The sequence below is a fragment of the Specibacter sp. RAF43 genome, assembly GCF_052114065.1.
GTDB lineage: Bacteria > Actinomycetota > Actinomycetes > Actinomycetales > Micrococcaceae > Specibacter.
This window is the reverse complement of the sequence record NZ_JBFREA010000035.1, coordinates 1-22,692: the sequence shown is the minus strand read 5'-3', so window position 1 is coordinate 22,692 and position 22,692 is coordinate 1. Positions and strand designations below refer to the sequence as shown.

Here is a 22,692-nt window from a genome sequence, read left to right as displayed (position 1 = left end):
CTCATCACCCGCGTCGCCTTCGGCTTCAAGAAACCCGAAGCCCTCATCGCCCTAGCCATGCTCAGCCTGGGAGGCCACAAACCCGCCCTCCCAGGCCGAAACTAACCCACGGATACGTCAGAAGAGCCGGATTTTCGCGATTTTTCGACATCTATTGCGGGTCACTTGATCCTTGCGCGGCGCGGGACGCCGGCCGCGGCACCCCCGCGGACACTGCCCCCAGCGGATAGGATGAAGCCCATGAACGAGACACTCCCCCCGTGCCCCGAATGCGCCAGCCCGTACACGTATGAAATGGGCGAGCTGCTGGTCTGCCCCGAATGCGCCCACGAATGGGCATCCGGTGAGCACACCGGCCAGGACAGTACAGCCGGCGAAGAAACGGTCGTCAAGGACGCCGTGGGCAACATCCTGGCCAACGGCGACACGGTCAGCATCGTAAAGTCCCTGAAGGTCAAGGGCAGCCCGCAGGGCCTGAAGGTGGGGACCAAGGTGCGCAACATCCGCCTCGTCACCGCCGTGGACGGCCACGACATCGATGCCAAGGTGGACGGCTTCGGCCCCATGAAGCTCAAGTCAAGCGTTGTCAAGAAGATCTAGGGGCCGCCCGAGTAAAGTGGCATAGACCTTCCCCCCAGCACAGGACCCCGAGTGACTTCATGGCTGGCCGCCCTGCCGGCCTTTCTTATGGCATTGCTGATCCTCGGCGTCCCCGGCGCCGCGGTCATGGCGGCGCTCCGGCTGCGCGGCCTGGCCGCCCTGTGCCTGGTCCCGGCCGTGTCCGTCTCCATCATCGGCGTCAGCGCCGTGGTGGCCCCGTGGATCCATTGGGCGTGGAACTGGCCGGTCGTCGCCCTGGGCGCCGCCATCACCGTCGCCGCGGCCTACCTGGCCCGGCGGTTCATCCCAGGGGTGGGCGCCAGGACGCCCCGGGACAGGCGCGGCACCATGGCGGCCGGGATCGCAGGTGTCGCGGCGGCCCTGGCCATCACGACGACGGTCCTGGTCCTGGTTGCCCCAACTCCCGAACAATTCACCCAGGGCTACGACTCGGTGTTCCACCTCAACGCCACCGCCTATGCGGTGAAGACCTCAAACGCGTCGTCGTTTGCCATCTCCTCGTTCATCCTGCCCACCGTGAAGGCCGCGTTTTATCCGGGGGCGTGGCACGGGCTGGCCAGCCTCCTGGCCCTGATGACCGGCATCAGCGTCCCGGCCGCCACGAACATCATGTGGCTGGCGATCGCGGGTGTGGTGTGGCCGCTGGCCTGCGTGTTCCTCAGCCGCGTCCTGTTTGGCGGCAAGCCGGTGGTGCTCGCCGCGGCCGGCGCCCTGGCCGCGGCCTTCCCGGCCTTTCCCTTCCTGTTGCTGCAGTACGGCTCCGCCTACCCCAACACTCTCTCCAATGCGCTGGTCCCGGTCGGGATCGCGCTGGTGCTGCTGATCATCCGGCCCGCCGCCCACGCACCGATCGAGCCGGCCATGGCGCTGACGGCCGTGGCGCTGTTCCTGCCCGGGGCGATCCTCTCCCAGCCCAACGGCGTCTTTAGCATCCTGTTGGTGCTGACCCCGCTGCTGCTGTTCATGATCTGGCACTGGCTGCGCCGCGGGTTTTCGCGGAGCCGGCGCGCCGGCTGGCTCAGGGTCGCCCTCCTGGTCCTGGCCGCCCTGGCGGCCGCCGCCGGACTGCTGGCGCTGCCGCAGATCCGCAGCCTGTTCAATTACACCAGCCCCGCGTTCCTGTTCTTCCCGCTGGCGCTGCTGCGCAACTTCACGCATGCCCCGGACCCCATCTGGTTCCCGGCGCTGCTGCTGACCGCGCTGGTGCTGGTGGGTGTGTGGATTGCCGCCCGGACCCACAAGCTGCGCTGGCTGGTGGTGTCGCTGGCCCTGGTCACCTTCACGTATCCTCTGGCCGCCGGCACCAACTTGCCCGCGGCCAACATTGCCATGGCGCCGTGGTGGGACAACCCGGAGCGGATCGCGGCCCTCGTGCCGATCGTCGCCGTGCCGCTGGCCGCCGCCGGGCTGGGCTGGTGCGTGGGATGGCTGGCCCGCAAGTGGCCCCGGGGGCTCTGGGGCGCCCGGGCGCACGGGGCGAGGACGACGGCGGCGCTCGGCCTCGCCGTCGTCCTCGCCTTCGCCAACCCCGGGTTCTGGCAGATGACCCACCAGGTGGCCGTCATGTACAACGTCCCCGCGCAGCCGGACAGCCTGGCGCAGATTGACCAGGATGAGCTGGCGCTCATTCACCGGCTGGGCGAGTACACCACGGCGGCGGACGTGATCGCCAACAACCCGTACAACGGCTCGGCGCTGGCCATGGTCCTGGCCGGACGGCACATGCTCTTTCCCTACAGCTCCCAGTCAGATCTCTCCCAGGATTTGTACATTCTTCGCTTCTGGCTCAACCGGGTGGGCCACGACCCCGAGGTGTGCGCGGCCGCCCGCCGCCAGGGCGTGACCTATCTGTTGGACTTCGGCACGGACTATATTCCGGCCTTTGACAATCCTCAATCCCTCTACCCGGGCGTGACCCTGGCCCCGGATTCGGACGCCTTCACCCTCGTGGCCAAACAGGGTCATGCCGCCCTGTACAAGCTCACCCAGTGCGCCGGCGACCCGCCCGCGCCCCAGACTTGACCAATCCTGTAATATTGTTGTCACATGCCGTGTAAATAGGTTCAACGTGGACGTGGGGACCGTCGCCACTTGCGAGAGGAGCACCACAGTGGGCAGCAGTTTTGGCGATCGGCTTCGACATGAGCGCCTGCAGCGCAGCCTGACCCAGGCCGAGCTAGGCGGGGCCCTGTATTCGGCCAGCTACATCTCCCTGCTGGAAAACGGCCGGCGCGAACCCACCGTGGAAATCATCAAGCAACTTTCGCGGCAGCTGCAGTTGACGCCGCATTCCATCGAGGAATGGGTCCAGCCGGTCTCCGCTGAGGAGACCGAATACCTGCTGGTCTCCCTGTACGCCAGGCAGTGCTGGGACACCCGGGACTATGCCAGCGCCGCCCACAACGCGTCGGAGGCGGCCCGCAAGGCCTCCTTGAGCCACGACCCCGTGACCTGGTGGAACATGTCGTACCTGCAGGCCAGCGCGCTGCTGCGCAACGGCGAGTACGCCGAATGCATCGACGTGCTCCAAACATTGTTCGACCACTCGCTCACCACGGACAGCCCGGGCCTGACGCTGCGAACCTGCCAGGTCATGGCGGCGGCGCTGCTGGGGCTGGGCCGGATCCCCGAGGCGATCGAGCAGGCCGCCCGGGCCGTGGACATTGGTTCCGGTGACACGGAGGAGGAGTTCTCCGCCTACCTCACGGCGCTGCAAACCCTGATCGGCGCACTCACCGAGGCCGGCCAGCTCGACGACGCCTGGCGGCACTGCCTGACGCTCACCGACGCCGTCGACGGCGTCACCGCCACCCAGATCGCCGGTGAAATCCATTGGGTGATCGGCAACGTGGCCTTCATTCGCCACGACGTCTGCACCGGGCTCAAGCACCACGCCCAGGCCGGCCGGCTCCTCTCCCCCGCCCGTGACCTCTCCCGCTGGGCCCAGTTCAACAAGGCCACCGCCTGGGTCCGGCTGACCGCCGGCATCGTCGAGCCGGACACCCTCCAGGCCATCGAGCGCAGCGAGCTGGCCCACTCCGTGGTGGGCGCCACGCTGGCCGAAACCCTGGAGGTGTCCCTGCTGCGCGCCCGCTGGTTCTACCTCAACGGGGACATCACCGCGGCCCTGGCGCTGCTGGAGGGAATCTCCGCCCAAAAGGACCAGCTGGCCAAGCACATCGCCGGCGACACCGCGCTGCTGCTGGGCAAGGTGCTCAAGGCCAGCCAGCGCCCGGACGACGCCCTGGCCGCCTTCAACGAGGCCAAGGACCTGTTCGCCGACGCCGGGGCCGCGGACCGCATCTCGCTGGCGCTGGATAACATCGTGGAAATGCAAACCATCCAGCGGTCCGCCCCGGCCGTGGACTAGCCGGGAACCGTCGAATCGGCCCTAGCTGAAGGTCGCGCCGGTCAGGCGCTCGTAGGCTTCCACGTACCGGGCCCGGGTCCGCTCGATCACCTCGGCGGGCAGCGCCGGCGGGGGCGTCGGGGAATTCCTGTCCCAGCCGGATTCGGCACTGGTCAGCCAGTCCCGCACGTACTGCTTGTCGAAGCTGGGCTGGGCCTTGCCGGGCTCCCACTGCCCGGCGTCCCAGAAGCGTGAGGAGTCCGGGGTGAGCACCTCATCGCCCAGGGTAATCACGCCCGTCGCCGGGTCGGTGCCGAACTCGACCTTGGTGTCGGCGAGGATGATGCCCCGGGCCCGGGCGATCTCCTCGGCGCGCGAGTAGATCTCCAGGGTCAGCGACCGCAGCGCCGTCGCCTGTGAGCCGCCCACCGTGTCCACCATGGTTTCAAAAGTGATGTTTTCATCGTGCGTGCCCACCTCCGCCTTGGCCGAGGGCGTGAAGATGGCCGCCTCCAAGCGTGAGCCGTCCGTCAGTCCGGCCGGCAGCGGCAGGGCGCACACGGTCTGCGACTGGCGGTATTCGGCCAGGCCGGACCCGGTCAGGTAGCCGCGGGCGATGCACTCAATCGGGAACATGGCCAGCTTCCGGCACACCATGGCCCGGCCCGCCACCTCGGCGGGGACGCCGTCCTCCACGGTGGTGGCCACCACGTGGTTGGGCACGTGCAGCTGGTCAAACCACCACAGGCTCAGCTGGGTCAGGATCCGGCCCTTGTCCGGGATCTCGCTGGCCAGGATCGAGTCGAAGGCGCTGATCCGGTCGCTGGCAACGACCAGGACGACGTCGGCGCGCCCGGCGAACGGGGCCGCGGCGGTGGCGCGGGCCGCATCCCCGGCGTGGACGGACGCGGCCGCCGGGACATACAAATCCCGGACCTTGCCGGAGTAGGCGTGCTCCCAGCCGGGCAGGACGGGTGCGGTGGATGCAGCGGAACTCATCGTGTGGTGCCTGTCTGTGCCGGCGCGGCGGGGCCCGCCACGGTTATTTCGCCGCGGGCCGCCTTCCCCGCGATGTCGGTGCGGTATTGGCCGCCTTCAAGGGAAATCAGCTCCATCCCGGCATAGGCGCGCTCCCGGGCGTCCTCGAGGTCCGCCCCGAGCCCGACCACGGCCAGGACGCGGCCGCCGGCGCTGACCAGGCTGCCGTCGTCGTCGGTGGYCGTGCCGGCATGGAGCACGTGCACGCCGTCGAGGCGGTTGGCCTTCTTCACGCCGCGAATCCGGTCGCCGGTGCGCGGGGCGTCCGGGTAGTTCTCGCTGGCCAGGACGACGGCGACCGCCGTCTCGGGCGCCCAGCGCAACTCGTCGATGTCCGCGAGTTGGCCCCGGGCGGCCGCCATCAGGACGCCGCCGAGCGGGGTTTTCAGGCGGGCCAGAACGGCCTGGGTTTCCGGGTCGCCGAAGCGGGCGTTGAATTCGATGACGCGGGTGCCGCGCCGGGTCAGGGCCAGCCCGCAGTACAGGACGCCGACAAACGGGGTGCCGCGGCGGGCCATCTCATCGATGGTGGGTTGCGCGATGCGGTCGATGACCTCCTGGACCAGCTCCGGCGGGGTCCATTCCAGCGGGGAATAGGCACCCATGCCGCCGGTGTTGGGGCCCAGGTCGCCGTCAAAAATACGCTTAAAGTCCTGGGCGGGGGCCAGCGGGACCACGGTGCGGCCGTCGGCGAGCACGAACAGCGACACCTCGGGGCCGTCGAGGAATTCCTCAATGACCACCGACCCGCCGACGTCAAAACAGGATTGCGCGTGGGCCAGGGCCTCGTTGCGGTCCTCCGTGACCACCACGCCCTTCCCGGCGGCCAGCCCGTCGTCCTTGACGACGTAGGGTGCGCCAAAGGCGTCCAGCGCGTCCGCCGCCTCGTCGGCGTTCGTGGCCACCTTGGCCATGGCGGTGGGCACCTGGGCCTCGGCCATGACGGTCTTGGCGAACGCCTTGGAAGCCTCCAGCCGGGCCGCTTCCTTGCTGGGGCCAAAGACGGCAATGCCGGCCGCACGGACCGCGTCCGCGACGCCGGCGGCGAGCGGAGCCTCCGGGCCGATCACCACGAGATCGGATTCGAGCTTCAGGGCCAGTGCCGTCACCGCGGCCGGATCGCTGGCATCAATGCCGTGGGTCGGCACGATCTCGGCGATGCCGGCGTTGCCGGGAGCGGCCCGGACCTCGGTCACATTGGGGTCCCGGAGCAACGATCGGACAATGGCGTGTTCGCGGCCGCCCGGGCCAATCACTAATACCTTCACGGTTCAAGGGTACTTTGCTTCGTCCGCGGGATTCCAACCGGACGGTTTGTGAACCAGGCCGCGCCAACCCGCGGAATCCGCCCCCTCGTCGGCGGGGTCCCTTGGGGCCTTCCCGTAGGATGTGACTCGTGCGGGATCTGCCTTCCCGAGGGGACAYGACCGGCCGGGAGCGACGCTCGTCAGGGGTAACAGATGCACGGATCGTTGCGCGCCCTTCTGCGGCGCGGCGGTGCGGCCGCCGCCGTGGCCGCCGTGGTCCTTGGCAGCACCCTCGGCGCCGCCACGGCCTCGACCGACTCGCAGGCGCCGCCGCCGGCGAGCGCCCCGGCGAGTCCGGCGCCGGACGCCGGCCCCGCACCAACCACTCCCGCCCCGGCCGACAGTGCGCCGACCAGCCCCGCCAACCTGCCCGACGGCCTGGCGGCGGCCGTCAAACGCGATCTGGGCATGGACGTCGCCGAGTTCAATGCCGCCGGCGCGTTGGCCGCGGCAGCCGCCGCGGTGCAGGCCGAGGTGGCGAAAGCCGACCCGTCCGCCGTGGTGTCCGTCAAGGACGGACAGATCGACGTCACGGCGGCACCGAGCGCCGCGGCGGAGCTCCGGGAAATTGCTCCGGCGGCCAAGGTGACGGCGGCCAAACCCGCGCCGCCCGTGGCGCGGGCCGCGGGCGTCGATGACCTGTTCCAGGCCTACGCCGCCGAATTTGGCATCGGCAAGCTGCAGTCGATCATGGTCAACGCCGCCGGCACGTATGTGATCCGCACGGGCGAGCCCGCCGGCGGCTCCCGGCCAACGCCGCGTGCCGCCGCGCCAACCATTTCGGTCCGGGACTTCGCCGCGGACTACGCCAATGTGGCCGTGGAACAAGCCGACGGCCCGGCCGCGGCACATGCGGAGGTTGTCAACGGCCAGGGCTACGTTTCGGAGCTGGGCGGCGGTTCCTACGACGTCTGCACGGTGGGCTGGAACGCTTTTTCACGGCAAGGATCGCCCGCCGCGATTTCGGCCGGGCACTGCACGCGGGACGGCACCGAGGGCACCACGTACCTGAGCGATCCCACCATCGATGAGGCCGGCAGCGGGAGCTACCAGGGCGTTGTCCGGACCGGCACCCTGGGCACCTTTGGCTTCTCCCAGTTCGGCGGGCCGAACAATTCGCCGGTGACCGGGACGTCGTTTGCGGACATGGGCAACGTCGGCACGGACGTCTCCGTCATCGACGGCATCAGCGCCGCCGTGAACCAGCTGCCGATCGTGACCGACTGGTCCACGCCGCGCCGCCTCGCCGCGAGCGGACCAAAGGTGACCTCCGTGGCGGACGCCATCATCGGCACCCCCGTCTGCAAGTCCGGCCGCACCACCGGCTGGACCTGCCAAACCGTCAGCGAGACGGGCGTGTTCATCGTCCAGGGCATCAACTTTGGCGACGAGCCGGGAGACCTGCGGGCCGTCCGCGGCTTCGGCGCCCTGGGACTGAAAGTGGGCCCCGGGGACTCCGGCGGACCCGTCATCGCCGGCACCACCGCCGTCGGCATCATCAGCGCCGGCGGCACCTTCACGGCCGGCCCGGACGCCGGGAAATTCATTGCCTACGCAACCGACCTGGCGGACGCCCTGCGGTACACGGACGGCTACACCCTCAAGATCTTCGTGAACCCGCCGGCCCTGGCGACCCCTGCGAACAAGGGCACCGTGTACCGGGGCGGCACAATCACCGGAACGGTCAGGGACGCACCGGCCGGCACCATTGTCGACGTCCTGATGGACGGCAGGAAGACCACGGCGGCCGTCAACGCCAAGGGGATCTGGACGGTGAAGGCGCCAAACAAGGTTGGCTCCTTCACCGTGACGGCTCGGTCCCTCAACGGTTTCAGCACCTCCGCGACGGCCACGTTCACGGTGACCGTCGTCCGGCACACATTGCCCGCCCCGGTCATCACCGCACCCCGCCCCAACGCCACCGTGAGCGCACCGGTTGAGGCCATTACGGGTACGGGCACGCCGGGCGCAACCGTCCGGGTGACCGGCGCCGGCGCGGCCATCGTTACCGCCGGCGGCACCTGGACGGTCCCGCTGAGCCGGGAGCTGGGGGCCGGGCGCCATACCGTCACCGCCGTCCAGGTCCGCACGGACTGGAACAATTCCAAGCCGGCCACCCGCACGTTTACGGTGCTGGCCGCGCCGGCCGCCACGGGGGCGCTCACCCTGGCCCGCACCGGCACACCGGCGGGGCTGGTGCCCCTCGGCGCGGCCGGCGGCCTGCTGGTGCTTGGAGGCACGGCCGTCGTGCTGTCCCGCAACCTCCGTGGCGCCGGTGAAGCCCGGCCGGGGCATCCTAAAATGAAGTAGGAAGATTCGGCAGGCGTCCGGCCACGGGAGAAGCATGAAAACCATGAGAATTGCGGCGCTGGCGGCCTCGGCGGCCATGGTCGGGGCAATCGGCATGGGCGGATGCGGGCAGGCGGGCGGCCAGCCATCGGAGCCGGCACCCGGCGCCAGCACCAGCGCACCGGACACCACCACGCTGCTCCAACTCAACGAAACCCTGAAGGGACGCCTGGGCCCGGCCTACGCCGACGGCTGGATCCAGGACTTCACGCTCCACGTCGCCGTCACCACCGCGGCCGCCGAAAAAATCGTCGCCGAGGCCGGGGCCGTCCCGACCCTGATCTCCGTCAATGCCAAACAGCTCGAAGCCGGGCTGCGCTCGGTTGCGGCGTGGCAGGCCGGGCTGCCCGGGGACCTGGCCGCAGCCATCCACAAGGTCATCACCAATGGCCGCGCCGGCAACATCACCGTCTTCGTGTCCGCGGAGAAAATGGACGCCGTGAAGCGCGCGGCCGCGGCCGACGCGCCCGCCGGGAAGGTCCCCCTCGTCTTCAAGGAATCGAGCGGACCGGCAACGCCGCTGTAGACGGTGGATTAGTCGCTAGGATGGCACCATGACCCAGACCTTTCGGGCGCACGACGCCGTCGAACTCGCCGTGCTCGAACGGAGCGGTTTCGTGGAGTCCCGCCATGTCGGCGCGGCCGTGGTGCTGGCCGGCGACGGATCGCTGGTGACCCGCCTGGGCGCCGTCGACTCCCCCATTTTTCCACGCTCCTGCGTCAAGCCGTTCCAGGCGCTGGCGGCCATGCAGGCCGGGGTCCCCCTCCGCGGCGCACAGGCGGCCGTCGCCGCGGGCAGCCACACCGGCTCCCTGGCCCACATGGACGCGGTCTCCGGCATGCTCCAGGCCGCCGGCCTGACCGAGGCGCAGCTGGGCTGCCCCGCCGCCTGGCCGGCCGACGCCGAGGCCCGCGCCTGGCTGATCCGCACCGACAAGGGCAAGAGCAAGCTGGCCATGAACTGTTCCGGCAAGCACGCCGCCTTCCTGTGGGCGTGCATGGAAAACGGCTGGGACCCGGCCGGCTACCTCGAACCCAACCACCCCATGCAACGGGCGGTGCGGACGGTCATCGAGGAATACACGCACCAGGCCGTCCAGCACACGGGCGTGGACGGCTGTGGCGCCCCGGTCATGGCGGTGACCCTCCGGGGCCTGGCCCGGGCGTTCACCACCTTGGCCAAGGCGCCGTCGGACAAGGATGCCAACGCCCGCGCGGCCACCATTGCCACGTCCATGCTGGATTATCCGTGGGCGGTGGAGGGCCACGGCAAGCCCAACACGGTGGTCATGGAGGAGCTCGGTGTGCTGGCCAAGCTGGGCGCCGAGGGCGTCATCGCCATGGCGACCCCCACCGGCGCCAGCGTGGCCGTGAAGATGCTCGACGGCAACGGCCGGGCGGCCACCCTGGTGGGCCTGACGCTGCTGGCCGCCGCGGGCGCCCTTGATGTCCCCGCCGTCGCCGGCGTCCTGGGCAAGGTGGTTCCGCCCGTCATGGGTGGCGGGCACCGGGCGGGGAGCCTGCGGCTCGGATCGGCCGTCAGCGCCCTCCTCGACTAGTCCCCACCCGCCCCCTGACCTCGCACGCTCTGCCAAGGAACCCTGCGCGCGTGGGCCCCACCCGCCCCCTGACCTCGCACGCTCGAAAGGAACGGATAACCGTGACTGCCCGCCGCCGCATCGACATCGCCGAGGGCCGGGCCGCCCTGGCGGCTTGGCGCAGGGGCGACGCCGCCCGCCCCGTGACGGCCATGGCCGTGCGGTACACGCTGGAGGAATTGACGGCCCGGGCGCCCGGGAATGCCGTGGAGGTGCGCGTCCCGCCGTTTGGTGTCACCCAGTGCATCGCCGGGCCCCGCCACACCCGGGGCACTCCGCCCAATGTGGTCGAGTGCGACGCCGCCACCTGGCTTGCCCTGGTGACGGGACAAACCGGCTGGATTGACGCCGTCGAGCAGGGAAAAGTGGCGGCATCCGGGCTGCGGGCCGACCTCTCCGCCGTCCTGCCGCTCTAAGCGGCGCAGGTTCGGGTGTCCGGGCAACCCTAGTAGGCTTAATGCATGACCTCCCAGCCAATTGACGACTCCGCCGGATCCGCCGGTCAACCCGCCGAACGCCGCGCGCTGACGGTCCGCCGGGCGCCCAAGTTTGTGCCGTTCATGATTGCCGGTGCCATTGTCGGGGTGATCGCCGCGGCGCTTTTCGCGCTACTCGGTCCGGGAGGGGCGGAATTCGATCGCAGCAGCGTCTTTGGCTTCCTGACGGTGTTGCTGCTTATTCCCGGGGCCGGGCTGGGCGCCATCGCGGCCCTGGTCCTTGACCGGCGAAGCCTGCGCCGGTCACGGCGGGCCGTGGTGGAATCCGTGCCGGAGCAAGACCCCGGCACGGCGCCCGAAGACGAGGCCTGACCCGCACCGCGCGGCCGCGGCCGGTTCATTCCCGCCGGCGGTTCGGGGGCGGGGCCATTGCATGAGATAATTCTCGGGTGGCACGCGGAGACGGAAAACTATCCCATGACCTTTTACCCGGCGAGAAGGGACCTCAGGATGCTTGTGGCGTCCTGGGCATCTGGGCACCCGGCGAAGAGGTCGCAAAACTAACCTACTACGGGCTGTATTCCCTGCAGCACCGCGGGCAGGAATCGGCAGGCATCGCGACCAGCGACGGCAAGCGGATCAGCGTGTACAAGGACATGGGGCTCGTATCCCAGGTCTTTGACGAATCCACGCTCAATACCCTGACCGGACACATGGCCGTGGGTCACTGCCGGTACTCGACCACCGGTTCCTCCAACTGGGCCAACGCCCAGCCGACCCTGGGCGCCACCGGCAGCGGCACCGTCGCCCTGGCGCACAACGGCAACCTCACCAACTCCGCCGAACTCTATGAGATGGTCCTGGCGAAGGACGGGGTGCCCACCTCGGGGGAAATGGCGCAGGGCAACACCTCCGACACCGCCCTGGTCACCACGCTGCTCAAGGGCGAAAAGGGCCGGAGCCTGGAAGAGACGGCCCTGGAGCTGCTGCCCAAGATCCACGGCGCCTTCTCCTTTGTCTTCATGGACGAGCACACCCTGTACGCCGCCCGCGACCCGCACGGCGTGCGCCCGCTGGTGCTTGGCCGGCTGGAAAACGGCTGGGTGGTTGCCTCCGAAGGTGCCGCACTGGCCACCATGGGTGCCAGCTTCATCCGCGAGATTGAGCCCGGCGAATTCATCGCCATCGACGAAGACGGGGTGCGCACCGAGCGTTTTGCCCCCGCCACCCCGGCCGGCTGCGTCTTTGAATACGTGTATCTGGCCCGCCCGGACGCCACGATCGCCGGCCGTTCCGTGTATGAATCCCGGGTGGAGATGGGCCGCCAGCTGGCCCGCGAAAACAACGCCGAGGCCGACCTCGTGATTCCGGTGCCCGAGTCCGGCACCCCGGCTGCCATCGGCTACGCCGAACAGTCCGGCATCCCGTTCGCCCACGGCTTCGTGAAGAACGCGTACGTGGGCCGGACGTTCATCCAGCCCAGCGAGACGCTGCGCAAGCTGGGCATCCGGCTGAAGCTGAACGCCCTGGAGTCCGTCATCCGCGGCAAGCGCATTGTGGTGGTCGATGACTCAATCGTCCGCGGCAACACCCAGCGCGCCGTGGTGCGCATGCTGCGGGAGGCCGGCGCCGCCGCCGTGCACGTGAAAATTTCCTCCCCCCCGGTGCGCTGGCCATGCTTCTACGGCATCGACTTCGCCTCGCGTGCGGAATTGATTGCCAACGGTGCCGCCGTCGATGAGATCTGCAAGTCCATCGGGGCCGACTCCCTGGCGTACATCTCCGAGGACGGGATGATCGACGCCACCATGCAGCCGCGCGAACGCCTCTGCACGGCCTGCTTCACCGGCACCTACCCGATCGAGCTGCCGGCCAGCGACCGCCTGGGCAAAAATCTGCTGGAACGGACCAGGCCCGGAAGCAACATCGCGTCCACCGGATGTGATCCGGGCCCCGACGCAGAGCTGGAATCCATCCTGACCGACGTAGACCGCGCAGCGGCCGACGGTTTGACGAAAGAGACGCCATGACCAACGCCTCCCACGAATCCCCCACCGCCATCACCTACGCCAGCGCCGGTGTCGACACCGAGGCCGGGGACCGCGCCGTCGAACTGATGAAGGAGGCCGTCAAGGCCACCCACGGCTCGTCCGTCATCGGCGGCTTTGGCGGCTTCGCCGGGCTCTATGACGTCTCCCGGCTGCTCACGTACAAAAAGCCGTACCTTGCCACGTCCACCGACGGCGTGGGCACCAAGGTCGCCATCGCCCAGGCCATGGACATCCACGACACCATCGGCTTCGACCTGGTCGGCATGGTGGTCGATGACATCGTGGTGGTGGGCGCCGAGCCGCTGTTCATGACCGACTACATCGCCACGGGCAAGGTGGTTCCGGAGCGTGTGGCGGACATCGTGCGCGGCATCGCGGCGGCCTGCCAGATTGCCGGCACCGCGCTGGTGGGCGGCGAAACCGCCGAACACCCCGGCCTGCTGGCCCCCGACGAGTACGACGTCGCCGGTGCCTGTACCGGCGTCGTCGAGGCCGACCTCCTGCTGGGCCCCGAGCGGGTCCGTGCCGGCGACGTCATCATCGCCATGGCCTCCTCCGGCCTGCACTCCAACGGCTATTCGCTGGTGCGCCGCGTCATCAACCACGCCGGCTGGGCGTTGGACCGCCAGGTCTCCGAGCTGGGCCGGACCCTGGGCGAGGAACTGCTCGAACCCACCCGCGTATACGCCGCGGACTGCCTGGACTTGACCCGCCACCTGCCGGTCACACAACAGGCCGCCGTGCACGGCTTCAGCCACGTGACCGGCGGCGGCCTGGCCGCGAACCTGGCGCGCGTGCTCCCGCAGGGCCTGATCGCCACCGTCGACCGCTCCACCTGGAGCCTGCCGGCCATCTTCAACCTCGTTGCCCAGCTGGGCAATGTCCCGCTGGCCGATCTGGAGCGCACGTTGAACCTTGGCGTGGGGATGGTGGCCGTCGTCTCACCCGAGGCAGCCGACGCCGCCGTCGCGCGCCTGAACTCCCGCGGCCTGCCGTCCTGGATCATGGGTACCGTCACCACGGAAGCGTCCGACTCCGACAAGACCGGCACCGACTACGTACAAGGCGCCAAGGGAGTCGACGGCGGCGCCGTCCGCCTGGTGGGCAACTACGCACAGTAACTTCCGAACCGCGGAGCGGGCGGGTGGGGACAACAAAATCCCCACCCGTCGCAGCGGCCCCAAGGCTGTGCGTCGTGCAGGGTTTGTTGCGTTTGGTGTCTAGGCGGTCCTAGCCAATGCGGCGGGTGTCCACGTCGTCGTCGTCCTGAAACTGATCCGCATATTTGTCTTCATATGCGGAGTAATCCGGCTCTGCAGGGACCTCAGCGTGACGGCTCGGGGCTCGCCGAGTGGTCCCGCCGAGCTCTTTTTGCAGAGCTGAATAATCAGTGTTCGGGGAGTAGTACTTAATGTCCCGAGCCTGCTTGGTTGCCTTTGCCTTTTGACGGCCGCGCCCCATGGCGTGACCCCCTTTTTACACTTGGACCGGAGGTGGTCGCTCGGGCTGAGAGCGAGGCTCCGGAATATTCGGTCAATTTGTCGTACTCCTAGATTACATGAGTTCTGCACCAACCGCGCCCGCGCCCAAGCGGCTCCACCCGGGGCGAACACCACGGAATCCGACGCCGGGAACCATTTCTTCGGTAGAGTCGCCTATATGGGGAGTTATTTCCTTCCGGGGAAGCACGGCGCGGCAGGGAAGGCATGTTCCTAATGAATGACCACGACAGCTCCAATACCACGCCCGGGGCGGACCAGCCGGTGCCCGAGCCCGCCGCGGGCGAACCGGCGGCCCCCGACGCGGCCGGGCCCGGCGTCGAATTCGCCGAACCCGAGCTGGGCGCCGCCGAAATCAGTGCCGACGTGGCGGACAGCGTGGACCTGGAGGCCGTGGCGGCCGAGGCCGCCGCCGTGGAGCGCGAGGCCGAGCGGTCCACGCAGCTGCCGGCGGCGGAGGTCATTGCCTCCATCCCCGAACCCACCGTTCAATTTGGCCCCGTTGCCCAACCGCCGGCCGGCAGCGAGCCGGACACCCCGGAATCCGCCGTGCCCGGCCCCGAGGCCGGGGAACCACCCGCGGGCAAGGGGCTCCCGGCACCCCATATCGGGCGGGGCATTGACGACGGTTCCGGCTGGCGGCGCCCGGAAACGCCGTGGCAGCAGTCCGCCACGCCGTGGCAGCCCCGGGCCAACGCGTGGCAGTCTCCCGGGCAGGTGGCCCGCGGTGAGGCCGACGCGGCCGCGGCAGCCTCGGCCGGCGAAGCCGGTGCAGCCGGTGCAGCCGGTGCAGCCCCTGCGCCCGGACCGGCCGCCCCGGGCAGGGACGTTCCCGCCCAGGGTGTCCCGCAGCAATTTGGCGCACGGCCCGCTTCGCCCGGTGCCGGCCCTCCGGGTCCCCCGCAGGGGCCCGACGCCCGGCAGCGTCCCGGTGGGGCGGGCAACGAGCGCGCCGGAACCCGGAACAAGCTCCTCGTCGTCCTGGGGATCGCCGTGGTGGGCGTCGTCCTCGTGGTGCTGCTGGTCTGGCTGCTTTTTGGACTGTTGTCCGGTCTGGGCAAGAGCGGGACCGCGGGACCGGCACCGGTGGCGCCGAGCGGTTCACAATCCACCGCGGCAACCATCAACGGCACCCTTTCCGCGGGAGCCGGCTCGGATGCCGTCATCATCGCCGCCCAGGCCACCCCGTTGGCCTGGCGGCAAGGGGACTGCCTGAAAGGTTTTCACGGCGCCTCGATGCCGGCCGACGTGGTCCTGTGCAACAGTCCCCATTCGGCGCAGCTGGTGGCGACCTATTCCTACCCCGAAAGTGACGGGTACCCCGGCGTCGAGGTATTGAAGGCCCGGGCCAAGCAGGTATGCCAGGGCGTGCAATTGACACAGGACGCCAAGATCTACCCCGGCTTGAAGGAGTTGACGGCGTACCCGTCCGACGCCACGTGGCACAACTCCCACGACCGGCGCGTGGACTGCCTCGTGTACGATCCGGCGGGCGAGAACGTCAAGACCACCCTCATCATGTGACTACTTGCGCGTCACCGTCAGGCCGGATTCGGCCGCCGGCGCCCCGCCCATGCCCAGCTCGTCAAAGTCGGCCGCCGTGTCCACCAGGACCGTGTCGCCGTCCACGATAGTGCCGGCCAGCAGTTCCTTGGCCAGCCGGTCGCCGATTTGGCGCTGCACGAGCCGGCGCAGCGGCCGGGCGCCGTAGGCGGGGTCATACCCGCTGAGCGCCAGCCACGCCTTGGCCGAATCCGTGACCTCCAGCGCCAGCCGCCGCCCGTGGAGCCGGGACGCCAGCGCCTGCACCGCAAGCTCCACGATCTTGGACAGCTCCTCCACGGTCAGGGCGTCAAACATGACAATCTCGTCGAGCCGGTTCAGGAACTCGGGCTTGAAGGAGGCCTCCACGATGGCCATGACGGCCTTGTGCTTCTCCTGGTCGGTCAGCGCCGGATCCACCAGGAACTGGGAGCCCAGGTTCGAGGTGAGCACCACGATGACGTTGCGGAAATCAACGGTGCGGCCCTGGCCGTCGGTGAGGCGGCCGTCGTCGAACACCTGCAAGAGGATGTCGAAGACCTCCGGGTGGGCCTTCTCCACTTCATCCAGCAGCACCACCGAGTACGGGCGACGGCGCACGGCCTCCGTGAGCTGACCGCCCTCGTCGTAGCCGACGTAGCCGGGAGGGGCGCCCACCAGCCGGGAGACGGAGTGCTTTTCCGAATATTCGCTCATGTCGATGCGGATCATGGCGCGTTCGTCGTCGAAAAGGAAATCCGCCAGGGCCTTGGCCAGCTCCGTCTTGCCCACGCCGGTGGGGCCCAGGAACAGGAAGGAGCCGGTGGGCCGGTCCGGGTCGCTGATGCCGGCCCGGGCGCGGCGCACGGCATCGGAGACGGCGGCGACGGCCTTGGCCTGGCCGATCAGCCGGGAGCCGATCACCTGCTCCATCTGCAGCAGCTTCTGGCTCTCCCCTTGCAGCATGCGCCCGGCCGGGATGCCGGTCCATGCCGAGATGACCTCGGCGATGTCGTCGGCGGTGACCTCCTCGGCCACCATCAGGTCCTTTTTGTCCGTCATCTCCTCGGCCGAGGCCGCGTCCAGCTCGCGCTGCAGCGCGGGGATTTCGCCGTAGAGGATGCGGGAGGCCAGCTCCAGGTCGCCGTCGCGCTGGGCCTTGTCCGCCACGGACCGGCGCTCATCCAGCCGGGCCTTAAGCTCACCGACCCGGTTCAGGCCGGCCTTTTCGGCGTCCCAGCGGGCGTTGAGGGCGGCCAGCTCCTCCTTTTTGTCCGCCATGTCGGCCCGCAGTGCCGCCAGCCGCTCCACCGAGGCGTCGTCCGCCTCGCCGGCCAGCGCCAGTTCCTCCATGGTCAGGCGGTCGACGGCGCGGCGCAGCTGGTCAATCTCCTCCGGCGCGGAATCGATCTCCATCCGCAGGCGGGACGCGGCCTCGTCGACCAGGTCGATCGCCTTGTCCGGCAGCTGGCGGCCGCTGATGTAGCGCTGGGACAGGGTGGCTGCGGCCACCAGGGCGGAGTCGGCGATGGCAACCTTGTGGTGGGCCTCGTAGCGTTCCTTCAGTCCGCGCAGAATGCCGATGGTGTCCTCCACGCTGGGCTCGCCCACGTAGACCTGCTGGAAGCGCCGCTCCAGCGCCGGGTCCTTTTCAATGTTTTCGCGGTATTCATCCAAGGTGGTGGCGCCGATCATGCGCAGTTCGCCGCGCGCCAGCATGGGCTTGAGCATGTTGCCGGCATCCATGGATCCCTCCGACGCCCCGGCCCCCACCACGGTGTGGAGTTCGTCGATGAACGTCACGATTTGCCCGTCGGAGGCCTTGATCTCCTCCAGGACGGCCTTGAGGCGTTCCTCAAATTCGCCGCGGTACTTGGCGCCGGCCACCATGGCGGACAGGTCCAGGCTGATCAGCGACTTTCCGCGCAGCGACTCCGGCACGTCGCCGGCCACCATCCGCTGGGCCAGCCCCTCGACGACGGCCGTCTTGCCCACGCCGGGCTCGCCGATCAGCACGGGGTTGTTCTTGGTGCGCCGGCTCAAGACCTGGATGACCCGGCGGATCTCGGCGTCGCGGCCAATGACCGGGTCCAACTTGCCGGCGCGGGCCACGGCGGTCATGTCCACGCCAAATTTCTCGAGGGCCTGGAACGTGTTTTCGGGATCCAGCGAGGTCACCTTCGCGCCACCGCGCACGGTGGGAAGGGCGGCCTCCAGCGCCCGCCGCGTGGCACCGGCCTGCTGCAGGGCACGCCCGGTGGGGCCGGCGTCGTCCGCCAGGCCCATCAGCAGGTGCTCGGTGGAGACGTAGCTGTCGCCCATGCCCTCGGCGGCCTGCTGGGCCGCCTGGACGGTGATGAGGGTGTTGCGGCCGAGTTGGGCCTGCGCCACGGACGTGCCCGATGACGCCGGAAGGTTGTGGATGGCCGTGCTGGCCGCGACGCTGACCACATCCGGATCGACGCCGGCCGCCTTCAGCAGGGCCACGGCCACGCCCTGGCGCTGGTCCATCAGCGCCTTGAGCAGGTGGGCGGGCTCGACCGTGGGATTGCCGGCGGTGGAGGCGTTCATGGCGGCTGCCGAAAGAGCCTCCTGGCTCTTAGTGGTGAATTTGGCGTCCAAGAGGGGTCCTTTCGCGAGTAAGGGGCGGTTCAGTCGTCAAAGTTGAGTCTAGTACGCTCAAGTTAAAAATGGCCACCTCTGGACCGTGTTTTTCCCTCGGCGAAATCCGGGCTTGACCTTGCCGTTGCGTCAACGTTTAAGGTCAAGTTATGGACTGGCCCATTCACCACATTGCCGCCCTCGCCGGCACCACCAGCCGGACGCTGCGCCACTACGACGACATCGGCCTGCTGGCACCGAGCCGGATAGCCGGCAACGGCTACCGGCATTACGACCAGGACGCGCTGGTGCGGCTCCAGCGCATCCTGCTGCTGCGCGAGCTCGGGCTGGGGCTGCCGGTCATTGCGGCCGTGTTGGACCACGGGACATCGCAGACCGCGGCGCTGCAGGCGCACGTGTCCTGGCTGCGGCAGGAGCAAGAGCGCCTGGCCCGGCAGATCGCGTCGGTGGAAAAGACCATTGCCGCCCTACAAGTTGGAGGAAATCTCATGGCGGAAAACATGTTTGACGGGTTCGACCACACCCAATACAAGGAGGAGGTGGAGCAGCGGTGGGGCAAGGACGCGTACGCGAGCGGCGATTCCTGGTGGCGGGGCATGAGCGCGGCGGACAAGGCCTCCTGGAAGGAGCGCCTGGCGGCACTCCAACGCGACTGGATTGCGGCGTCGGAGGGCGGCCTCGCCCCGGAGTCGCCCGAGGCGCAGGACCTGGCCCGACGGCATGTCCAGTGGCTCACCTCGGTGCCCGGGACCCCGGCGTCCACGCCGGGCGGCGACGTCAAGGACTACGTGCGAGGCCTCGGCGAGATGTATGCGGCGGATCCACGGTTTGGCGCGAACTACGGCGGCGACGTCGGCGCCGCCTTTGTCCGGGACGCCCTGGCGATCTACGCCGAGCGAAGCCTGTAGGGAGCCGCCCGGCGGAGGCCTACACTGGGGCCATGATCCTGATCGATCCGCCGTATTGGCCGGCGCACGGGACGGTGTTCTCCCACCTGGTCTCCACCACGTCCCTGACCGAGCTGCACGAGTTTGCCGCGGCGGCCGGGGTGACGGGACGGGCCTTTGACCTGGACCACTACGATGTCCCCGAACGGCTTTACGCGCAGCTGGTGGCGGCCGGGGCGGTGCCCGTGTCCGGAAAGGAACTGGTTCGTACGCTGGCCGCCTCCGGCCTGCGGGTCAAGGCCCGCCACCGGAGCAAGTCCGTGGGCACGGCCCTGGCGTACCGGTGGGACACGCTGCTGCCGGGCCGTGCGGAACTCGGCGCGGAATTGCTGCAGCGGTGGACGGAACCGCACCGGCACTACCACTCCGCCACGCACTTGCTGGCCGTGCTGGAGTCGCTGGACCTGCTCACCGACGGCGCCCCGCCCCGCCCCGTGGTGCTGGCCGCCTGGTTCCACGACGCGGTGTACAACGGGGTCCCCCGGCTCGACGAGGAGCACTCGGCCGCCCTGGCCCGGCAGCGCCTGGAGCACCTGGTGCCGACCGCCGAGGCCGCCGAGGTGCCGCGGTTGGTCCTGCTGACGGCCACCCATTCCCCCTCCCCGACGGACAGCGCAGGCGCCCTCCTGTGCGACGCGGACCTCGCCGTGCTGGGCGGGTCGCCCGAGGCCTACGCGCGCTATGTGGCCGGCGTCCGCGCGGACTACGCCCACGTCCCGGCGGCCGACTTCGCCGCGGGCCGGGCCGCCGTCCTTCGCCGGCTGCTGGGGCTGGATCCCTTGTTCCATACCGGCAGGGGGCAGGAGCTGTGGGCGGACCAGGCACGCGACAACCTCGAACGCGAGTTGTTCGAGGTGCTCCGCAACGCATCGACGGGCGCCTGACCGAGCTCGCCGGGCCGGCCGTCATTGGATGCAGCCCGTCTTTGGATGCAGGGCGGCCGGCAGATTTCGCGCGGCAGCGCTGATGGGTACGCTGGTCCGATGGCCCCCACCCCAGCTCCCCGCGCGCCCCGTCTGACCACCGTCCGGCTCAGCGAGCTCAAACGCAACGAGGACCGGTTCATTAGCGCCGGCGACACCCACGACGGCCAGTACTTTGACCGGCCGGTCTTTGACGGCCTGGACCTGTCAGCGACGGACTTCCTGGAGTGCGAGCTGCAGGGACCCACCTTCCACGATGCCCAATTGCGCGGCGTCCGATTCCGCGATGCCATTCTCCGGGACAGCTTTGCACCCGTCCTGTTGGCCTCCCGCACCAGCTGGCGCGACGTTGAGATCACGTCGCCGCGTTGGGGTTCCGCGGAGTTGTATGACAGCACCTGGGCGTCGGTGCGGATCGACGGCGGCAAGGTCGACTTCCTCAACCTGCGCGGCACCGACTTCCACACCCTTACCGGTGTGGGTTCCATGGCCGGCGCCGTCATCGACGACTACCAGCTCGGCCTGCTGGCGCCCATCCTGGCCGGCCACCTGGGCATCACCGTCGCGTAGCCGGCTCGCCTAGGGTTAAGACGTGAGCACTCCAAACGAACAGGTCCTGGCCCGGCGCGGCCACAGCGGCCACCGCCAATACCGCATCCCCGCCCTGGCCGTTTCCACCGCCGGCACACTGCTCGCCGCCTATGACGGCCGCCCCAACCTGGACGATCTGCCCAACCCGATCGATCTCCTGTTGCGCCGCAGCACCGACAACGGGCGCAGCTGGGGCCCGCAGCAAACCGTGCGCACCGGCACCGGACTGGACGGATACGGCGATCCCAGCCTGCTGGTGGACACGCGGACCGGCCGGATCTTCCTCTTCCATGCCGCGGGCACGCACGCCGGGTTCTTCGAGGCCGCCGAGGGCCTGGAACCCAGCGACGCCATCCAACACGCGGACGTCAGCTTTTCCGACGACGACGGCGCCACCTGGCACCACCGCCGTCTCACCCCGATGCTCAAACGGCCCGGGATCACGGGCCTCTTCGCGGCGGCGGGCGCGGGCATCCAGATTCACACCGGCCCCTTCGCCGGTCGCCTGGTCCAGCAGTTCGTGGTCCTGTTCCGCGGCGAGATCATGGCCGCGAGCGCGTACAGTGATGACCACGGCGAGACGTGGACACTCGGCGAGCCGGTGGCCGGGTGCAACGAGAACAAGGTGGCGGCCCGGGCAGACGGCAGCCTGCTGCTGCATTCGCGCGCCACACCGCACCGCCTGGCGGCCGTCTCCACCGACGGCGGGCACAGCTATACCGCCGCCGTCCCGCACCCGGAACTGCCCGATCCCAGCGACAACGGCTCGCTGGCCCGCTTTGACGGCCTGCCGAACGTGACCGCGCTGGCGGCTCCGGACACCGGGGACTGGCTCATTGCCACACACAACCACGACTCCCTGCTGCGTCGCAATACCGTCTTGAAGCTCTCCCGGGACAACGGCGCAACCTGGCCACAGGCCCTGACCCTGTGTTCCGGGAGCTCCGAATATTCCACCGCCGCCAGGCTCCCCGACGGCCGGATCGGCGTCCTCTACGAGCGCCAGGGCTACCAGGAAATCGTGTTTGTCTCGGTTGAACCACGGGCCCTGCTGGACTCCCCCGCCGCGGGTCTGCGGCACGACGGCGGCACCGTGCGTGCCGGCGACCTCGCCTTGGACGTGGTCCTGCGCTCGGTCACCCCGGCCCGCCCGGCCGTGTGGCGGAGCATTGGCGAAACGTTTGTGCTGGCGCAGGCCGACGGCGACTGGAATCCGGCCGCCTGGAAGGAGGTGGGGCAGGGATACTCGGCGGAGGCGCCGCAGGTGATCTCCAACCGTGAGTCGCAGGAGCTGAACTACGGCCCGGTCATCCCCGGGTACAAGGCCGGGGACATCCTGGCCTTTGCCGGCCGCGTAGCCAACGGCGCCAACGGCACAGCGGCCAAGGGCACAGCGCCGGCGACCGGCGTCGTGGTCCGGCTCAACGGCGTCGAGGTGGCCGAACGGGCCGCCCTCCACCCGGGCGAGCACCTTGGCTTCACGGCCAGTTACACGGTGACGGCGGGGGATCTGGCCGCCGGCCGGGCCGTGGTCACGTTTGCGCTGGCAGCCTCCGGCCGCGGCGCCGCGAAGACCTTTGCCTTCGACACCGCCACCGGCGACGTCACCGAGGCGTGAGCCGCCTCCCACTTCCGTCTGACCCGCAATACATGTCGAAAATCAGCCCGAATGAGCCTGTTGCTTTTTGGGTGTGGCGGTGCCGGTTTTGTTGTGGGTGGTGTTTAAGAATGGAGCATGGCCCGAGATTATCGCCGTGTTGATCGTGAGACGCCGTTCCTTTTGCCCCCGGATATCCGGGATTGCCCCCGGATATCCGGGATTGGTTGCCGGCTGATCAC

Annotated in this window: 19 protein-coding genes; 15 read left to right on the top strand and 4 right to left on the bottom strand. The window is 69.3% G+C overall.

From position 1 onward, the window contains the following. Positions 1-240 precede the first annotated feature (240 nt). From AB4Y80_RS15545 to AB4Y80_RS15535, 3 genes are all read left to right on the top strand, one after another. A complete protein-coding gene (locus AB4Y80_RS15545; RefSeq protein WP_442215251.1) occupies positions 241-600 on the top strand; it encodes a zinc ribbon domain-containing protein YjdM in 360 nt (119 codons plus the stop codon). 51 nt (positions 601-651) lie between these two features. Further along, positions 652-2,643, top strand: a complete 1,992-nt coding sequence (locus AB4Y80_RS15540; RefSeq protein WP_442215250.1) for a DUF6541 family protein — start codon at positions 652-654, stop codon at positions 2,641-2,643. Between the two features lie 88 nt (positions 2,644-2,731). Further along, positions 2,732-3,991, top strand: a complete 1,260-nt coding sequence (locus tag AB4Y80_RS15535) for a helix-turn-helix domain-containing protein (protein ID WP_442215249.1) — start codon at positions 2,732-2,734, stop codon at positions 3,989-3,991. 21 nt (positions 3,992-4,012) lie between these two features. On the opposite strand, the gene AB4Y80_RS15530 is transcribed toward AB4Y80_RS15535, so the two are convergent. Beyond that, positions 4,013-4,969, bottom strand: a complete 957-nt coding sequence (locus tag AB4Y80_RS15530; protein ID WP_442215248.1) for a phosphoribosylaminoimidazolesuccinocarboxamide synthase — start codon at positions 4,967-4,969, stop codon at positions 4,013-4,015. After that, entirely contained in the window at positions 4,966-6,276 is a 1,311-nt protein-coding gene (gene purD, locus AB4Y80_RS15525) for a phosphoribosylamine--glycine ligase (protein ID WP_442215247.1), read from the bottom strand. Before purD ends, AB4Y80_RS15530 begins: the two co-directional genes overlap by 4 nt. Before the next feature lie 204 nt (positions 6,277-6,480). Here purD and AB4Y80_RS15520 point away from each other — a divergent pair, with 204 nt between their 5' ends. The 7 genes from AB4Y80_RS15520 to purM all read left to right on the top strand — a co-directional run bounded on the left by AB4Y80_RS15520 (position 6,481) and on the right by purM (position 13,871). Beyond that, on the top strand, positions 6,481-8,625 hold the full coding sequence (locus tag AB4Y80_RS15520; RefSeq protein WP_442215246.1) for a hypothetical protein: 2,145 nt from the start codon (positions 6,481-6,483) through the stop codon (positions 8,623-8,625). A gap of 43 nt (positions 8,626-8,668) precedes the next feature. Next, complete coding sequence (locus AB4Y80_RS15515; protein ID WP_442215245.1) at positions 8,669-9,190, top strand: hypothetical protein; 522 nt, start codon at positions 8,669-8,671, stop codon at positions 9,188-9,190. 28 nt (positions 9,191-9,218) lie between these two features. Further along, the gene (locus AB4Y80_RS15510; RefSeq protein WP_442215244.1) at positions 9,219-10,223 is read left to right on the top strand and encodes an asparaginase; all 1,005 of its coding nucleotides are present in this window, start codon (positions 9,219-9,221) and stop codon (positions 10,221-10,223) included. Between the two features lie 101 nt (positions 10,224-10,324). Continuing rightward, on the top strand, positions 10,325-10,678 hold the full coding sequence (locus AB4Y80_RS15505) for a sterol carrier family protein (protein WP_442215243.1): 354 nt from the start codon (positions 10,325-10,327) through the stop codon (positions 10,676-10,678). Between the two features lie 45 nt (positions 10,679-10,723). Continuing rightward, the gene (locus AB4Y80_RS15500) at positions 10,724-11,071 is read left to right on the top strand and encodes a hypothetical protein (RefSeq protein WP_442215242.1); all 348 of its coding nucleotides are present in this window, start codon (positions 10,724-10,726) and stop codon (positions 11,069-11,071) included. Positions 11,072-11,148: 77 nt separating this feature from the next. Continuing rightward, the gene (gene purF / locus AB4Y80_RS15495; protein WP_442215241.1) at positions 11,149-12,729 is read left to right on the top strand and encodes an amidophosphoribosyltransferase; all 1,581 of its coding nucleotides are present in this window, start codon (positions 11,149-11,151) and stop codon (positions 12,727-12,729) included. After that, the gene (gene purM / locus AB4Y80_RS15490) at positions 12,726-13,871 is read left to right on the top strand and encodes a phosphoribosylformylglycinamidine cyclo-ligase (RefSeq protein WP_442215240.1); all 1,146 of its coding nucleotides are present in this window, start codon (positions 12,726-12,728) and stop codon (positions 13,869-13,871) included. The genes purF and purM overlap by 4 nt, the downstream gene beginning before the upstream one ends. 109 nt (positions 13,872-13,980) lie before the next feature. On the opposite strand, the gene AB4Y80_RS15485 is transcribed toward purM, so the two are convergent. Next, complete coding sequence (locus tag AB4Y80_RS15485) at positions 13,981-14,211, bottom strand: DUF3073 domain-containing protein (RefSeq protein WP_442215239.1); 231 nt, start codon at positions 14,209-14,211, stop codon at positions 13,981-13,983. 254 nt (positions 14,212-14,465) lie between these two features. Between AB4Y80_RS15485 and AB4Y80_RS15480 the strand changes: the two genes are divergently transcribed. Then, complete coding sequence (locus tag AB4Y80_RS15480) at positions 14,466-15,773, top strand: hypothetical protein (RefSeq protein WP_442215238.1); 1,308 nt, start codon at positions 14,466-14,468, stop codon at positions 15,771-15,773. Here the strand turns inward: AB4Y80_RS15480 and clpB are convergent, their stop codons facing one another. After that, complete coding sequence (gene clpB / locus AB4Y80_RS15475; protein ID WP_442215237.1) at positions 15,774-18,392, bottom strand: ATP-dependent chaperone ClpB; 2,619 nt, start codon at positions 18,390-18,392, stop codon at positions 15,774-15,776. It abuts the gene before it with no gap. Positions 18,393-18,541: 149 nt separating this feature from the next. Here clpB and AB4Y80_RS15470 point away from each other — a divergent pair, with 149 nt between their 5' ends. The 4 genes from AB4Y80_RS15470 to AB4Y80_RS15455 all read left to right on the top strand — a co-directional run bounded on the left by AB4Y80_RS15470 (position 18,542) and on the right by AB4Y80_RS15455 (position 22,471). After that, on the top strand, positions 18,542-19,300 hold the full coding sequence (locus AB4Y80_RS15470; protein WP_442215236.1) for a MerR family transcriptional regulator: 759 nt from the start codon (positions 18,542-18,544) through the stop codon (positions 19,298-19,300). Between the two features lie 32 nt (positions 19,301-19,332). Beyond that, a complete protein-coding gene (locus AB4Y80_RS15465; protein ID WP_442215235.1) occupies positions 19,333-20,223 on the top strand; it encodes a DUF4031 domain-containing protein in 891 nt (296 codons plus the stop codon). 99 nt (positions 20,224-20,322) lie between these two features. Then, entirely contained in the window at positions 20,323-20,832 is a 510-nt protein-coding gene (locus AB4Y80_RS15460) for a pentapeptide repeat-containing protein (protein ID WP_442215234.1), read from the top strand. A 22-nt stretch (positions 20,833-20,854) separates the two neighbouring features. Beyond that, the gene (locus AB4Y80_RS15455) at positions 20,855-22,471 is read left to right on the top strand and encodes a sialidase family protein (RefSeq protein ID WP_442215233.1); all 1,617 of its coding nucleotides are present in this window, start codon (positions 20,855-20,857) and stop codon (positions 22,469-22,471) included. Positions 22,472-22,692 lie beyond the last annotated feature (221 nt).